Genomic DNA, 15,851 nt, shown 5'->3' on the forward strand with positions numbered 1-15,851 from the left:
GTGCGCGGACCTCATCGCCCGGTGGGCCGAGGTGCTGCGGTCGCGCCGCCTGCTCGTGGCGGACGCCGATCCCGACTGCGCGGGCGCCCGTACGGGCATCGAGACCATCCTCCAGGCGGCCCGCGACGCGCCGCCGGACGCGCCGGTGGTCGTGTACGGACGGCCGGTCGCCGCGGTGGACCGGCTCGCGAGGCTCACCGCGGCCGGTGTCACGATCATCGACGATCTGGACGCGGTGCCGGACACGTCGGTCGTGGTGTTCCCGGCGCACGGGGTGCCGCTGCCGGTACGGGCGGAGGCCGCCGCGCGCGGGCTCACGGTGGTGGACGCGACCTGTCCGCTGGCCGCCCTGGCGCACCGCGACGTACGGGCCTACGCGGACCGCGGTGACACGGTGGTGCTGATCACCGGGACCCCCGGCTCCCCGGCGGAGAAGGTGTCGGTCTCCCAGGCGCCGGAGTCGGTGCTGCCGATGCGGGATGCCGCGCAGGTGCCCGACCCTCGGCGGACCGGGATCGACCCGGACAGGCTTTCGCTCGTGGTGCAGACCGGGATCCCGGTGGAGGACGCGGCTGCGATGATCTCTGCCCTGCGGGCCCGTTTCCCCCGGGTGCGCGGGCAGCATTTCGACGCGCTCTGTCATGCCGCCGGCGACCGGGCCGCGACCGTCCGCCTGGTCGCCGCGGCGAGCGACCTCACCCTGGTCCTCGGCGCCGTCGACGATCCGGACGCCGCTCACATGCAGGCCGAAGCCGCCGCGGGCTGCCGGAGCGTCCGCCGGCTGGCGGCCGCGGGCGACATCGCCGCCGGGTGGCTGGGCGACGTGAACGCGATCGGCGTGGTCCCGACCCGGTCGGCTCCCCCGGACCTGATGCCACAGGTGCTCGAGGCGCTGGCCGGTCTGGGGCCGCTGTCCGTTGCCGGCCGGCAGGTGCGGACCAGCGGACTTGTAAGAAATTCATCAACGATAGTGCATTCTTCACATTGTCCGGACTGATCTATACAAGTAATCTGACCAGGAAGGGTCGTCAGCCATTTAACGGTGCCATAAATCCGTGAGAGCCCCCGAATATCTCGCTACGTCGACGGTCAGCTCCGAAGCGATATCCGACGCGGATCGAAATGCAGCGGGGGACAGTGCATGCCGCAGCGCGATAGATAAGGAGACGCCTGGTGATCGTCCTGGGATGCAACGGTTTCACCCGCATTGCCGATATTTTCGCCGAGCATTTTGGCCTGGTCGGCATCGACAAGCACTACATCATCGGCCACGACGCGGGCGCATCCCTGCTGGTGGACGGCAAGCTGGTCGCCGCGGTCGAGGAAGAGCGGCTGAACCGGATAAAGAAGACCTCCGACTTCCCCTTCAATTCGGTGAATTGGGTCTTGGAGCACGCGGGAATTCAATTCTCCGACATCGACCTCATCGCGGTCCCCTGGAACTTCTCCGGCGAGGTCTTCGACATGACGCTGGGCGGCGTCGCGGCCATGCCCGGCGAGCCCGCTCAGAAGATCGACTTCCTCCGGCGCATGGGTGCGCTGTTCACCGGGGCCCTCAGCCACGAGGCCGTTCTCGCCGACTTCGCCGCGCGCACCGGCTTCAGCCCCGACCCGGACAAGGTGGTGTTCGTGCCCCACCACCTCGCCCACGCGACGACCGGCTACTACGTGTCGGGCATGGAGGACACCGCGTTCCTCATCAGTGACGGCCGCGCTGAGATCTTCTCCTCGATGATGGGAGAGTTCCGCGACGGCAAGATCCGCATTTTCGAAGAGTCGACCATCACCGGAAACGACTCGATCGGGATCCTGTTCAACTCGATCACGCGATTCCTTGGCTTCGTACCGAACATGGACGAGTACAAGGTCATGGGGCTGGCCGGGTTCGCCGAGCCGCCCTCGCCGAACCCGTTCCTGGAACACGTCGTCGAACTGCACGACAACGGGCGCTACACCCTCCACCTGCCGCCCGCGGATCTGCACAACACCCGCTACGTCGATCCCCTGCTCGAGCAGCACTTCGGTCCGCTGCAGGACACCGTCGAGTACAAGGCCGGCATAGCCGCCGCTGCGCAGGAGATGCTGGGCGTCGTCACGAACCACCAGCTCCGCGCGCTGGAGGCCAAGACCGATCTGGACCACTTGCTGTTCGAGGGCGGCGTGGCGCTGAACTGCCTCAACAACACCCAGCTGTTCGAGGGGTCGCGGTTCACCGACATGGAGGTCAGTTTCGCCGCCAGCGACACGGGAATCGTCATCGGCGCCGCCGCGTACGCCTGGGCCAATCACCCGGACAACGTCGGCAAGGTGAAGACCCCGGAGCCGGTCACCCCGTACCTCGGGCCGGAGTACGACGCCGAGACGACCGAGCGGACCCTGCGGGAGTTCGCCGACCGGGTGAACTGGACCCGGCTGAGCGAGGACGAGATCGTCGATCAGGTGGCCAAGCTGCTCACCGAGAAGGTCATCATCGGCTGGCACCAGGGCCGGATCGAGCATGGTCCGCGAGCGCTGGGCCACCGCAGCATCCTTGCGAACCCGAAGTTCCCGGACATCAAGGACGTCATCAACACCAGGGTCAAGCACCGCGAGCCGTTCCGGCCGTTCGCGCCGCTCGTGCTCGAACCGGATGCGCCGAAGGTCTTTGAAATGGGCCGCAAGACCCGTTCGCCGTACATGACGTTCGTCTTCCCGGTACGGCCGGAGTTCCACGACATCATCCCGGGCGCGACCCACGTCGACGGCACGTCCAGGATCCAGACGATCAACGATCAGGACACGCCGCTGCTGGCGGCGCTGCTGCGCAAGTTCACCGCGCTGACCGACGTGCCCTGCCTGATCAACACCTCCTTCAACGTGGCCGGCGAGCCGATCGTCTGCACCCCGGCCGACGCGCTGAACTGCTTCCTGGGCACCGAGATCGACTACCTGGTGCTCGGCAACTACCTCGTCACGAAGGCCGACGAGTCCGCATGACCTCCGGCCTCAGGCCCTGCCACGTCCGGACGTGGCAGGGCCTGAGCCTTTTCCCGGACCGCCTGTCGGGACTGTCCGGATCTTTGTGGGCGGGCCGGTGATCACTTCTTCTAGTGGAGGGTGATGCGGTCGCCGTTGGTCCGGTTCTTGTGCGGGCTGGGGATGACCGGGTGGAGCGCCTTGAGTGTGGCTTGGTCGGCTCTCGATGGCGTTGGTGGTGTAGATGACCTTTCGGATCTGCGGCGGGAACGCCAAGAACGGGGTGAACCGCTCCCAGGCCGAACGCCATAGCCGGATGATCGCCGGATACTTCTGTCCCCAGGCCGCCTCGAAGTCGGCGAACCGTCCCTCAGCGGCATCGACGGTGGGAGCGGTGTATCTCGCGCAGGTGTTCGGTGATCTGGCTCCAGTGACCTTTGGCGGTATAGCGCAGCGAGGCCCGCACCAGGTGCACCACGCATTGCCGGCGGTGGCCTGGGGCCAGATCTGGTTGATCGCCTCCGGTAGCCCTTTGAGGCCGTCGCAGCAGGCGATGCACACATCGTTGATTCCGCGGTTCTTCAACTCGGCCAGCACGCCCCTTCACCGCCGGTGCCCACCCACGGGCCGAGGACGTCGCGTTCGCCGTGACACTTGATGCCCACGGCGATGTAGATCGGGCGGTTGGTGACCTGACCGTTCTTCACGTGCGGGGCGTCGATCAGCACAACCGGGTAAACCGCGTCGAGGGGGCGGGACTGCCATGCCGCCAGTTCCTCGCCCGACCCGGCCGGTCACCCGCGAGATCAGATCACGGGAGACCTCCACGTCATCGATCTCCACCAGATGCACCCGGATCCCTCCGGCGGTCAGCCCCTTTGGCATCAAGACTGACAATGGCCGCATCGAAGCCCCCGACACGGCGGCCGTGCCTGGGCACCCGATCCCACGGGACCCGCAGCGGAACCGCACCGACCTCGGCCAGCACCGTCCTTAGACGAGCGGCCGTCACGGTGATCGCCGCCCGGCTAAGCCGGACATTCGCCCTTCTCACAGCCCAAATGTTCGGTCATCTCCCCGTCCAGGACGGCCCGCAGCACCGCCTTGGCGATCCCCGCCAACGAGCCGTGGACCCCGCGGGCGGACGGCCGCGGTGCGGATCCCCGCCGTGTCCGGGCCTTCGGATCACTTGGCGCGGCGGCCCGAGTGGGAGCGCGCCGCACCCGGTGGACCGTGCCGCGACGCGGTATCGCCGCGCAGCGGCTCGCAGGCCGGCCGTTGCGCGGCGATACGGGGCGAGGGCGCCTACCGGGCCGACCCCGCCGCTGGTCAGTACGGATGCGGCGTCCCGTGCCTCGGATCAGGTGGCATCCGCCTTGGCCCTCTTCTCGGTGGCCTTCTCGTCGGTCTGGGGCGCCGCGGCGGGCAGGGCCAGGGAGGCCAGGGCGGCGACGAGCATGACGCCCGCGCAGACGAGGAACGCGACGCGGTAGCCGTGGACAACGGCGCCGAGGCGGGTGGAGTGGTGGAGGGCGTGGCTGGTCACGGTGGCGACGACGGTGGTGAGTACGGCGAGGCCGATGGCTCCGCCGATGTGGCGGGAGGTGTTGAGCAGCCCGGCGGCGGCGCCGGCGTTCGCGGGGTCGACGCCGGTGGTGCCGGTGAGGGTGACGGTGAGGAGCATGAGGCTCAGGCCGATCCCGATGACCAGGGTGGGGCCGAGGAAGTGCACCACGTACACCGGGGGGTGGGTGGGCACTCTGGACAGCCAGACCAGGCCGCCGGCGGTGATGAGCCCGCCGATGACGAGCGTGAGGCGGGGGCCGAGTACGGGGATGAGCCCGCGGGCGGCGATGCCGGCGATGACGAGGACGACGGTCACGGGCACCATGGCCATGCCGGCGCGCAGGGCGCTGTAGCCGATGGCCTGCTGGAGGTACAGGGCGACGAAGAAGAACATCGCGTTCATGGTCACCCCCATCAAAAGCATGACCAGGTTCCCGATCCGCAGGCCGCCCAGGCGGAACAGGGCCGGCGGGATGAGGGGCCGGGAACTGGTGGCCTCGACCACCACGAGCCCGGCGATGAGGACCACGGCGACGGCAAGGGCGATCACGACGCTCCACGACCGCCACCCGTCGGAGGACGCCTGCGAGAGGCCGTAGCTGAGCGCCCCGATCCCGAGGGTGGCGCTGAGGGCACCGGGCAGGTCGAGGCGGATCGGCTCGGTACTGGCGGGGGCCGGGAGCAGCGTCAGGAGCGCGGCGACGAACAGCGCGGCGCCGAAGGGGACATTGATGAACAGCACCCACCGCCAGCTCAGCTCGGTGGTGAGAACGCCGCCGATGATGACTCCGAACGTGCCGGCCGCCCCGCCCATGGCGCTCCAGAGCGCGAGGGCACGACGTCGCCGACCCTCATCGGGGTGGCTGGCGGTGATGAGGCTCAGGCTGGTGGGCTGCAGCGCGGCCGCGCCGAGACCCTGGACCAACCGGGCCGCGAGCAGCATGGCCGGGCCGGTGGCCAGGCCGCCGACCAGGCTGGCGACGGTGAAGACGAACGCGCCGAAGAGGAACATCCGTTTGTGGCCGAAGAGGTCGCCGGCCCTGGCGGCCAGCAGCAGGAAGCCGCCGAGGGTGATCAGGTAGCCGCTGATGACCCACTGCTGCTGGTTGTCCGACAGGCCCAGCCCGGTCCGCATCTGCGGCAGGGCCAGGGTGACGATGGTGGTGTCGAGCACGACCATGAAGAACGCCAGGCAGGACATCGCCACCACGACGCCGAGCGGCAGATTCGGCCGAAGGACCGCCGGGGCACTCGGCGCGGCTCGGGTCTCGGACATGGAGCCTCCTTGTAAACGGCGTTCACGGTAAACGGCGTTCACAGTGAACGTGGTTCACGCTATGATGCGGTGAGAAGGTTGTCAACGCTGGAGCGATGGATGCTGCTGCGAAAAGCAGACGTGGTCGAAGGTGCCTTGAAATTCCTTGACGCCGAAGGGCTCGACGGCCTGACGATGCGCAAGCTCGGCGCTGCCCTCAACGTGCAGGGCGGCGCCCTCTACCGGCATTTTCCGAACAAGGCAGCCTTGCTCGACGCGATGGCCGAGAAGATCCTCGAGGGCATCGGGGACCCGTTGCCCGACGCCCCCTGGCACGACCAGGTCTCCATCCTGGGCGCCCGGTTCCGGACGGCCCTGCTCGCGCATCGCGACGGCGCACGCCTGGTGGCCTCCACGCACGCCACCGGTGCCACCATCGCCCTCGGCGACCTCGCGGTGACCATCTTCTGCGGAGCGGGCCTGGCCCCGGCCGAGGCCGGGGCGCTCGCCTTCGCCCTCGGCTACTACGTGCTCGGCCACACCATCGAGGAACAGACCCAGGTGCATCCGTCGTCCGGCGATGAATGGCAGAGCCGCAAGGCCCACCTCGCAACCGACGTGTCGCCGCAGTACGCGGAGGCCATCGACTCCCTGACGAGCACCGATCCGACGCAACGGTTCGCGTACGGGCTGGACACCTTCATCCAGGGCATCGCCGGCCGGATCCAGCCGGCTCCCGCCACCCGCTGAGTCGTGATCAGCCAGATGTCCGCGGCGAACGCCGAGGCCCTGCGTCCGATCCCCATCCGCGGAGGTCGGCGCGGCCGTAGAAGGTGACCGACCAGTCGAGCAGGCGGAGGAGTTCGGCGGCAGGCGGGAAGCCGGAGGTGGCCGGCGGGTCCAGCATCCGTCGTGCCGTCGCGGAACGCCGGGCGAGCTCGCCGCGCACCCACTGGGGCGAGGTGTCGTACATCAGAATGTTGTTCTCGCCGGGCCGGGTTCGTTCCCACGAGAAGGTGGCCAGGTCGTTGGCGAGGCGGATGGCGACCTGGATCTCCCTCAGGGCGCCGTCGAGGACGGCCAGGTTGTCCAGCAGATCGCCACGATCGCTGGTGACCCAGCTCGGGAAGTGGCACATCCATGCGGAGACGCTGGCGGCGTGGCTCAGGTACTCCTCGGGGTCGGACGGGCCGTCCCCGCCGTCTCGGGCTCGGCCGGCGGTCCAGTCGTACCGCTGACCGCGCAGGGTCTCGGCGCATCCGTCGGCCCACAGACCGGCCAGCGGCGGGTAGCGGGGATGGCGGGCCAGCTCGGACTGCCAGCCGGACAACACGGTCAGCAGGGGGTGGCTGTCGTCTCGTCGGCCGCCCTGGAAGATCGCATTGCAGCGGTCGAACAGGTCGTCGAGTTCGGCGAGGCTCTGTACGTTCTCCTCGCAATGGTCGTCCAGGGCGGTGGCCCACATGTACATGCGGGCCGTCAGCTGGAGCTCAGCCGCGCTGCGCCACGGGCCGATCGCCGCGGCGGAGATCGCCAGGGCCTCCGTGGGCACGGTCCGGAAGAGCTGCGGGTGTTCCGCGGCCCAGGCCCGCAGATCACCCAGGATCTCCAGCGCCAGCAGACCGACCGGTGCGCATTGCGCGGCGGAGGGATACGGGTGCTCGGTGAGGGTCTGCGTCACGACAGCGCCCGATCGTGAACCGCGGCCAGGTGACGCGTCACGGCCAGGGCGGCGAGAATCTCGGCGCGGATGACCCTGGGCGGCGCGTACAAGTCCTTGTCGTGCCACAGCGGCAGGTCATCGGCGTCGTCCTCGATCTGGCCGGTCAGGAATGTCCTGCCGCGGAGGATGGCCTCGACGGCCTCCGGGCCGGAGGGCGCGCCGTGATTGAGGATCTGCACGGCGTAGGCGGTCTCCTCGCCGGTGCCCGTCCACCGTCCCCACGATCCGTCGGCGCGCTGCGTGTCCAGCACCCAGCGGACGGCGTCGTCCACGGCCGCGGACGCCCACGGCCCGTCCAGGCGGGCCAGGGCCGCCGCGCAGCAGATGGTCGCGTAGTACGGAGAAGCGTGCCACTTGTCCATCCAGTGACCGTCGGCGTGCTGCTGCTCGATGAGCCAGCGTCCGACGCGCTCCGCGGCCTGGCCACAGCGCGGGTCGTCCTGCCCGAGACGGTCCGCCAGGGCGATGAGGACATGCGCGTTGGTCGAGGTGGAAGGGGTCCGTTCTCCCGGGAAGCACTGGAAGTAGCGGCCGGTGTCGTATCCCCACAGGCAGTCGGCCGACTCCGGCATACCCGCGAGATCGAGGGCGTGCAGGACGGCGCCGGTGTCGTCGGAGTCGGCGGGGATCCCGGGGCCGGCCGGCGCGCCCGTCTCCTGCAGAGAGGCCCGCAGGCAGTCCGTGACCTGGGCGGGGACCTCCACGCGCAGGCCGGCGCCGGACAGCGCCGACACCACCCAGGCCTGTTCGAAGTAGGTGATCACGGTGCTCCCCGCGACCGGTCCTCCGTGCCGCGCCTGGGCTTGGCGCAGGTAGTCCAGGCTTGCCCGTGCGGCATCCGTGTGGGGCGGGTCGCCGAGCCAGGCGACCGTCGCCGCGGGGGAATTGCCCACCGCCCCGCCCACCGGAATGACGGTGGACGACCGGACGGCCGGGGCACCGAGGGCCTCCAGCGAGTGCCAGGTCTTCTCCGGGATGGCGGAGTGACCGCGGAGGTACTCGCGCATCTGACTCAGGGGACGCGTATCGGCCACGAGGTCCAGCCGGCCGGGCATCCCGGCCGGTCCGGCTGACCACCGGCCGTCCGCCCGGGCCAGTCGCCGGTTGATCCGTTCGATCAGCAGAGGCGCGAGGAACTCCACGGCGATGGTGTCCGGCAGCTCGGCCTCCCGGGAGAACCGCTGGTTCAGCGCGGCCAACCCGGATGCGGCGGCCCGGCCGGCCCGCCGCGTCCCATCGGCCTCCGCGACCGACAGCAGGGCGTCGACGGCGCTGAGCGTGGGCAGCAGCCGGTAGAGCTCCGGCCCACCCCAGGTCCCGTCCTGATGCTGTTGAGCCAGCAGGAAGTCCACGCGCCCTCGATGACCGTCCAGCCACGGTGCGGATGCGACCAGCTGCGCGGTCTCATAGATCGACGGCGTCACGAGACCGCCGGGGTCGGCGGCCATCTCATCGATGAGCTCCTGAGCCGGCTGCCGCACGTCGGTGAAGGTGGTCACGCTCATGATCGGCCCGCCTCTCGGCCTCGGTGATCCGCGGCCGTCGCGGCCCGTACCGGTTCCTGCCGGCGTTCCTGCAGCCTCATCCGGAGGCGACCCGGCCCCAGAGTGCCCCGGGCGACGGGCCGCAGCGGCCGATCGTCGAGCGGGCTCAGGTGCCAGCGGGCCACGATCGTCGCGACGGCCAGCATCATCTCGGTGAGCGCGAACTGGTCGCCGATGCACTTTCTGGGGCCGAAGCTGAAGGGAAGATGCGCCTTACGCGCCTCTTCGCTCATTCCGCCGGGACGCCAGCGGTCCGGGTCGAAGGCATCGGGACTGGGAAACAGGTCCGGATTGTGGTGCAGCATGTATGGACTGAGCAGAAACGCCGTTTCCTCGGGAAACTCATGACCGCCGAGCTCGCAGGCCTCGGTGGTGGCGCGACTGAACATCCATGCCGGCGGGTACAGGCGAAGGGTCTCCATGACCACTTGCCTGGTGAACGCCAGTCCGGCGAAGTCCTCGAAGCGAGGCACTCGACTGGCGAGCGATCCGTCGACCTCGTCCCGAAGCCTGGCGGCGGCCTCGGGATGCCTGCCGAGCAAATGGAAGATGAACGCCAGCGAATTCGCCGTGGTCTCCATGCCGGCGATCAAAAGGGTCAGGACCTGATCGAAGATCTCCTGAGTCTGAAGCGGAGCTCCGGTCGTCTCATTGCGCGCGTTCAGCAGAGTGGACAACAGACTGTCGTCCTGGTTCTCGTCCCGCCGCCGCGCGTTGATGAACTCTTCGGTGATCTTCCGCATCTCGGCGATCGCACGGGGGTACAGCCGGTTCACCCTCGTGGGAGCGAGTGACACGAGGGGCGCCGGGAGGAGCACACGCCAGTAGACGCCGTCCAGAAGGATCGGGAGCCATCGCTCGACCTGCGCGACCCACTGGTCATCGGCCGGCACCGAGAACAGGACTCTCGTCGTGACACGGAGCGCGAGGGCCCCCATCGTCTTGCCGACGTCGATGACGTCCCCTGATCGCCAGGTACTCGTCAGGGCGTCCACTTCGTGGGCCATGAGTTCGACGTAGCGGCTGATGTGCTTGTGGTCGAACGACGGCTGCATCAACCGGCGCTGCTCTCGATGGTCGTTCCAGCGGGAACTGGCCAGGCCGTTGCCGAAGAACTCGCGGCCACGATCGTAGGTCAGACCGCCTTTGTCATAGACCCAGGCCTCTTTGAGCACCTGCCGGAACAGGTCGGGATGGCACGGAACGTAGACCTTGCTGGGACCGGCCCGGAGTATCACGATGTCACCGGATGATGGGAGCGTTCTCAGGAATTCAAGCGGCCGGAATAGTAGTGGTATTGCGTGACCTGCTAGTGGCAGGCTCCGCGGGGCCGTACCCATGACATATCGCTCCGACATGACTCCGATTACCGCAGATCGCGGTCTCCCCCGACAGAGGCCGGGTACACCCAACATGTCGCGCTTTCAAAATGTGTCGCGCTGCCGCGATGTCCTCGCGCGGGTGGAAGTCCGGTGGCGGGGAGGACGGGAGGCGCGACATGGACCCTGAAGCGCGACAAATCCATCCGCACACGGGCCTTGCCGCTCGGCTCACCGGCAGCACAAATGAATGCAGTACACGTAAAAACCGCATTTTTAATCGGCGAGGGCTCAGACGAATCGTCGTTAATGAAGGCAGGAGGATGCCTGTGGCTGAGCAGGTCGCACTCAATGCCCTGGCGGCGAGACCGGACGCCGGCACGCTGCGCCAGGCGGCGTACGGGCCGGAGCCCGCACCCGTCGTCGACCGCGCGGCGCTGCTCGCGATGGACGACGGCGAACTTCACGGCCTCGCCGGCGAGATCCGGGCCCTGCTGGTGGAGCGGGTGTGCGCGACCGGGGGGCATCTGGGAGTGAACCTGGGCGTGGTGGAGCTGTCGATCGCGCTGCACCGGGTGTTCGACTCCCCGCAGGACGCGATCGTGTTCGACACCGGGCACCAGGCGTACGTCCACAAGATCCTTACCGGGCGGGCGAAGGAGTTCGGGAGCCTGCGCCAGCGCCAGGGCCTGTCCGGCTACCCGTCGCGGGCGGAGTCCGTGCACGACTGGGTGGAGAACTCCCACGCCTCGACGGCGCTCTCCTACGCGCACGGGCTGGCCGCCGGGTTCGGGCTCGATGAGCGCCGCGCGGGGAAGTGCGTGGTGGCGGTGACCGGGGACGGGGCGCTGACCGGGGGCCTCGCGTGGGAGGGGCTGAACAATCTGGCCGAGCGTCCCGAGCTGCCGGTGGTGGTCGTCCTCAACGACAACGCCCGCTCCTACGACCCGACGATCGGCGGGCTCGCCCGGCACCTGGCCGAACTGCGCTCCGGCCGCCGCGGTTCCACGACCGGCGGGCCGAACGTGTTCGAGCAGCTGGGGCTCGCCTACCTCGGCCCGGTGGACGGACACGACATCGCGGCGGTGGAGGCGGCGCTGCGTCAGGCGCGCGACCTCGGCCGGGTCGCGGTGGTGCACGCGGTCACCGACAAGGGCCGCGGGTGGGCGCCGGCGGAGACGGACCCGGCGGATCGGATGCACGGGATCGGGGTGCTCGATCCCGTGACCGGCCGGCCCCACGCTCCTTCGGGTCTTTCCTGGACGGAGGTGTTCGGGCGGGAGATCGCCGAGCTGGGCGCGGAGTTCGCCGACATCGTGTGCCTGAGTGCCGCGATGCGCGCGCCGACGGGTCTGGCCGCCTTCGCCGAGCGTTTCCCCGGGCGGTTCTTCGACGTCGGGATCGCCGAGGCGCAGGCGGTCTGCACCGCGGCCGGAATGGCGATGGCCGGGCGCCGGCCCGTGATCGCGCTCTACGCCACCTTCTTGAACCGGGCGCTGGACCAGGTGCTCATGGACGTCGCCCTGCATCGTCTGCCGGTGACGATCGTGCTCGACCGCGCCGGGGTCACCGGGCCGGACGGGGCGAGTCACCACGGCATGTGGGACCTGGGATTCCTCGCCCAGATCCCCGGGCTGAGGGTGGCCGCCCCGCGCGACCCCGCGCAGCTCAGAGCACTGCTGCGCGAGGCGGCCACGGGGACGGGACCGTGCGTGATCCGGTTCCCGAAGGGGACGGCGGGAGCGCAGACCCCCCGGCTTGAGGGCATCGACGGGATCGATGTCCTCCACCGCTCCGAGACGGGCCGGCGCGATGTGCTGTTGCTCGCCTGCGGCCCGTTGGCCACGAGCGCCGTCGAAGCCGCGCGGCAGCTCGAAGCGCGAGGAATCGGTGCGACGGTCGCCGACCCCCGCTGGGTCCTGCCGGTTCCCTCGGCCGTGCTCGAACTCGTCCGGGACCACGACCTGGTGGTGACGGTCGAGGACGGGTGCCGCGCCGGAGGGTTCGGCGCCGCGCTCGCCCTCGCCTGCTCCGACGCCGGCCTGTCGACCCCGGTGCGGGTGCTCGGGCTGCCGCGGGAGTTCCTCGAGCACGGCGGACGCGGCGAGCTGCTCGCGGCGCACGGACTCGATGCCGCCGGCATCGTGCGCGCCTCGATCGACGCGCTCTCCCGTACGACTCCGTCGTCACTCGCTCAACCTGCCGAGAGGATGCGATGACCCTCATCGACTTGCCCACCCCGGCCCTGCCCCCGCAAGGCGGGGTGCTGCGCCCGCGCCGGACCAGCAAGCGGCTCGACGTGGGAGGTGTGCCCGTGGGCGGCGGCGCGCCGATCAGCGTGCAGACGATGACCACCACCGTCACCGCCGACGTCGACGCCACTCTGCAGCAGATCGCCGCGGTCACCGCCGCCGGGTGCGACATCGTACGGATCGCGGTGCCCTCCCAGGACGACGCCGACGCGCTTCCCCGGATCGTCGCGCGCTCCCCGATCCCGGTGATCGCCGACATCCACTTCCAGCCCCGGTACGTGTTCGCCGCCATCGACGCCGGATGCGCGGCCGTACGGGTCAACCCCGGGAACATCAAGCGCTTCGACGACCAGGTCCAGCGGATCTCCCAGGAGGCGGGCGCGGCGGGCGTTCCGATCCGCATCGGGGTCAACGCCGGCTCCCTCGACCCACGGCTGCTGGCCAAGCACGGCGGCCCCACTCCCGACGCCCTGGCCGAATCGGCGCTGTGGGAGTGCTCGCTGTTCGAGGAGCACGGCTTCACCGACCTGAAGATCGCCGTCAAGCACCACGACCCCCTCGTGATGATCCAGGCCAACCGGATCCTCGCCCGCGCCTGCGACTACCCCCTGCATCTCGGGGTGACCGAGGCCGGGCCCGCCTTCCAGGGGTCGATCAAATCCGCCACCGCGATGGGGATCCTCCTGGCGGAGGGGATCGGCGACACCATCCGCGTCTCCCTGTCCGAACCACCGGTCGAGCAGGTCAAGGCCGGCGTCCACATTCTCGCCTCGCTCGGGCTGCGCGCACGCCGCCTCGAGATCGTCTCCTGCCCCGGGTGCGGGCGGCTTCAGGTCGACATCCACACCCTCGCCAAGAGGGTCGAGGCGGCGTTCGACGGGTTCCCCCACCCGCTGCGCGTGGCGGTGATGGGCTGCGTCGTCAACGGTCCCGGCGAATCGCGCGAGGCGGACCTCGGCGTGTCCTCCGGCAACGGCAAAGGCCAGATCTTCGTACGCGGCCAGGTCGTGGCCACCGTCCCCGAGAACCAGATCGTCGAACGGCTCCTCGAAGAAGCGCTGCGCATCACCGAGTCCGACAACGCACCGACCCCGGAGGAGAACTCGTGACCGGGACCCTCGCCTCACCCACGGAGCTCGACCTCGACTCGTACCGGGTCCAGGTGGAGGCGCGCCTCGAGGCGTTCCTCGCCGGGAAGGGCCGTGCCGCACGGTCACAGGCCTTTCCCACGCGCGCGGTCGAGGAGCTCCGGTCGTTCTTCGCCGCCGGCGGCAAGCGGATCAGGCCGCTGCTGTGCGCGTGCGGCTGGCATGCCGCCGGAGGCGGGCCCGAGCCGGCCGGGCTGGTGTCGGCGGGAGCCGCACTCGAGATGTTCCACGCCTTCGCCCTCATCCACGACGACGTCATGGACCGCTCGGACACCCGCCGCGGCCAGCCCACCGTCCACCGGTGCATGGCCACCGAGTTCACCCGCACCCACCCCCGCGCCGAAGTGGAGCAGCTGGGCATCGGTGCCGCGATCCTCATCGGCGACCTCGCGCTGACCTGGTCCGACGAACTGCTGCACGCCGTCGGCCTGGACCCGGACCGCCTCGCCGCCGCGCTCTCGCTGATCGATGAGATGCGCACGGAGGTCATGTACGGGCAGTACCTGGACCTCACCGGCAGCGCACGCCTGGAGGCGCGCACCGACCTGCCGCTCACCGTCATCAGGTACAAGACCGCGAAATACACGGTCGAGCGGCCCCTGCAGCTCGGCGCGACGCTCGCCGGCGCCGACAAGCGCCTGCTCGATGACCTCAGCGCCTTCGCGATCCCGCTCGGCGAGGCGTTCCAACTGCGCGACGACCTCCTCGGGATCTTCGGCGACCCGGGCGAGACCGGCAAGTCACGCCTCGACGACCTGCGCGAGGGCAAGTACACCGTCCTGGTCGCGCTCGCCCTGGCCGCCGCCGACGAGCGCCAGGAGGCCGACCTGCGCGCGACCCTCGGCAACCAGGCGATCGGGGAGACCGACGCCGAGCGCGCGCGGGAGATCATGACCGCGACCGGCGCCGCCGAGGGCGTCGAGCGGATGATCGGGGAACGCTACCGTGAGGCCCTGGACGCACTCACGGCGGCCGCCCTGCCCGCCCCCGCCGACCACGCGCTCCGGACCATCGCGCACGCGGCCGCCTGGAGGCGCTCGTGAGCGGCGAGGGGAAACGTGTGCTGCTCGCCGCCCCCCGCGGCTTCTGCGCCGGGGTCGAGCGGGCGGTGGCCGCGGTGGAGAAGGCGCTCGAACTCTACGGCGCGCCGGTCTACGTACGGCATGAGATCGTCCACAACGCCCACGTCGTACGCGACCTCGAGGCCAAGGGCGCGGTGTTCGTCGACGAGGCCGCGCAGGCTCCCGAGGGCGCGATCCTGATGTACTCCGCCCATGGCGTCGCCCCGACCGTGCGCGCCGAGGCCCAGGCACGCGGACTACGGACCATCGACGCCACCTGCCCGCTGGTCACCAAGGTCCACAAGGAGGCGCACCGCTACGCGACCGAGGACTACCACATCCTCCTGATCGGGCACGAGGGCCACGAAGAGGTCATCGGCACCATGGGCCACGCCCCCGGGCGCATCACCCTGGTCGACGGGCCCGAGCACGCCGCCCAGATCACCGTGCCCGACGGGGGAAGGCTCGCGTGGCTGTCCCAGACCACCTTGTCCGTGGACGAGACCACCGAGACCGTCGACGTGCTCGCCACGCGCTTCCCCGACCTCCAGGGGCCGCCGAGCGCGGACATCTGCTACGCCACCCAGAACCGGCAGGAGGTCGTCAAGCACATCGCCGCCGACGCCGACCTCGTCCTGATCGTCGGCTCGGCCAACTCCTCCAACTCCCGCCGCCTGGTCGAGGTCGCGCGCGACGCGGGCGCCCGCCGGGCTCACCTGATCGAGGACGCCGCGCGGATCGACGAGGCCTGGCTCGAGGGCATCGAGACCATCGGTCTGTCCTCCGGCGCCTCCGCCCCCGAGACCCTCGTCCACGAGGTCCTCGACTTCCTCGCGGCACGCGGCTGGGACCGGGTCGAGTCCGTCCGCACCACCACCGAGTCGATCACATTCGCCCTTCCCCATGAGCTCCGCGCCGGACCGTCCCCCGACCGGCCTCGCCCGTCTCAGGACGGGACGGACCGGCGAGCGGACACCGGGGCGCGCAGGGACCGAACGTAGCGCGGCGAAATCGCTCGCGTGGAAGCG

General features: G+C 70.0%; 11 protein-coding genes and 1 pseudogene. 7 read left to right on the top strand and 5 right to left on the bottom strand.

Translation table 11 applies throughout. The annotated features are described in order from the left end of the window. Both ACFFNX_RS03370 and ACFFNX_RS03375 read left to right on the top strand, forming a co-directional pair. Positions 1-997 (top strand): hypothetical protein (locus ACFFNX_RS03370; protein WP_378194875.1); only part of this gene is annotated, 997 nt, incomplete at its 5' end. Positions 998-1,173: 176 nt separating this feature from the next. After that, positions 1,174-2,976, top strand: coding sequence for a carbamoyltransferase family protein (locus ACFFNX_RS03375; RefSeq protein ID WP_378194878.1), 1,803 nt, complete (start codon positions 1,174-1,176; stop codon positions 2,974-2,976). A 9-nt stretch (positions 2,977-2,985) separates the two neighbouring features. Here the strand turns inward: ACFFNX_RS03375 and ACFFNX_RS03380 are convergent. Both ACFFNX_RS03380 and ACFFNX_RS03385 read right to left on the bottom strand, forming a co-directional pair. Next, positions 2,986-3,683: pseudogene (locus ACFFNX_RS03380) on the bottom strand (transposase). Between the two features lie 632 nt (positions 3,684-4,315). Then, complete coding sequence (locus ACFFNX_RS03385; RefSeq protein WP_378194881.1) at positions 4,316-5,797, bottom strand: MFS transporter; 1,482 nt, start codon at positions 5,795-5,797, stop codon at positions 4,316-4,318. Between the two features lie 135 nt (positions 5,798-5,932). Between ACFFNX_RS03385 and ACFFNX_RS03390 the strand changes: the two genes are divergently transcribed. After that, a complete protein-coding gene (locus ACFFNX_RS03390; RefSeq protein WP_378194888.1) occupies positions 5,933-6,526 on the top strand; it encodes a TetR/AcrR family transcriptional regulator C-terminal domain-containing protein in 594 nt (197 codons plus the stop codon). Positions 6,527-6,533: 7 nt separating this feature from the next. On the opposite strand, the gene ACFFNX_RS03395 is transcribed toward ACFFNX_RS03390, so the two are convergent. Genes ACFFNX_RS03395 through ACFFNX_RS03405 form a run of 3 tightly spaced genes read right to left on the bottom strand, consistent with a single transcriptional unit; the run spans position 6,534 to position 10,401 of the window. Continuing rightward, entirely contained in the window at positions 6,534-7,457 is a 924-nt protein-coding gene (locus tag ACFFNX_RS03395; RefSeq protein WP_378194891.1) for an isoprenoid biosynthesis enzyme family protein, read from the bottom strand. After that, a complete protein-coding gene (locus ACFFNX_RS03400) occupies positions 7,454-9,004 on the bottom strand; it encodes a prenyltransferase/squalene oxidase repeat-containing protein (RefSeq protein WP_378194894.1) in 1,551 nt (516 codons plus the stop codon). The genes ACFFNX_RS03395 and ACFFNX_RS03400 overlap by 4 nt, the downstream gene beginning before the upstream one ends. Beyond that, the gene (locus tag ACFFNX_RS03405) at positions 9,001-10,401 is read right to left on the bottom strand and encodes a cytochrome P450 (protein ID WP_378194897.1); all 1,401 of its coding nucleotides are present in this window, start codon (positions 10,399-10,401) and stop codon (positions 9,001-9,003) included. The genes ACFFNX_RS03400 and ACFFNX_RS03405 overlap by 4 nt, the downstream gene beginning before the upstream one ends. A gap of 284 nt (positions 10,402-10,685) precedes the next feature. On the opposite strand from ACFFNX_RS03405, the gene ACFFNX_RS03410 reads away from it, so the two are divergent. Genes ACFFNX_RS03410 through ACFFNX_RS03425 form a run of 4 tightly spaced genes read left to right on the top strand, consistent with a single transcriptional unit; the run spans position 10,686 to position 15,824 of the window. Further along, the gene (locus ACFFNX_RS03410) at positions 10,686-12,581 is read left to right on the top strand and encodes a 1-deoxy-D-xylulose-5-phosphate synthase (protein WP_378194900.1); all 1,896 of its coding nucleotides are present in this window, start codon (positions 10,686-10,688) and stop codon (positions 12,579-12,581) included. Next, entirely contained in the window at positions 12,578-13,723 is a 1,146-nt protein-coding gene (ispG, locus tag ACFFNX_RS03415; RefSeq protein WP_378194903.1) for a flavodoxin-dependent (E)-4-hydroxy-3-methylbut-2-enyl-diphosphate synthase, read from the top strand. Before ACFFNX_RS03410 ends, ispG begins: the two co-directional genes overlap by 4 nt. Beyond that, the gene (locus tag ACFFNX_RS03420) at positions 13,720-14,805 is read left to right on the top strand and encodes a polyprenyl synthetase family protein (RefSeq protein ID WP_378194906.1); all 1,086 of its coding nucleotides are present in this window, start codon (positions 13,720-13,722) and stop codon (positions 14,803-14,805) included. Before ispG ends, ACFFNX_RS03420 begins: the two co-directional genes overlap by 4 nt. A gap of 17 nt (positions 14,806-14,822) precedes the next feature. After that, positions 14,823-15,824 (top strand): 4-hydroxy-3-methylbut-2-enyl diphosphate reductase, encoded by a 1,002-nt coding sequence (locus ACFFNX_RS03425; RefSeq protein WP_446678502.1) that lies wholly within the window; start codon positions 14,823-14,825, stop codon positions 15,822-15,824. Positions 15,825-15,851 lie beyond the last annotated feature (27 nt).

Source organism: Actinoallomurus acaciae (assembly GCF_042429965.1).
Classification (GTDB): Bacteria; Actinomycetota; Actinomycetes; order Streptosporangiales; family Streptosporangiaceae; genus Actinoallomurus; species Actinoallomurus acaciae.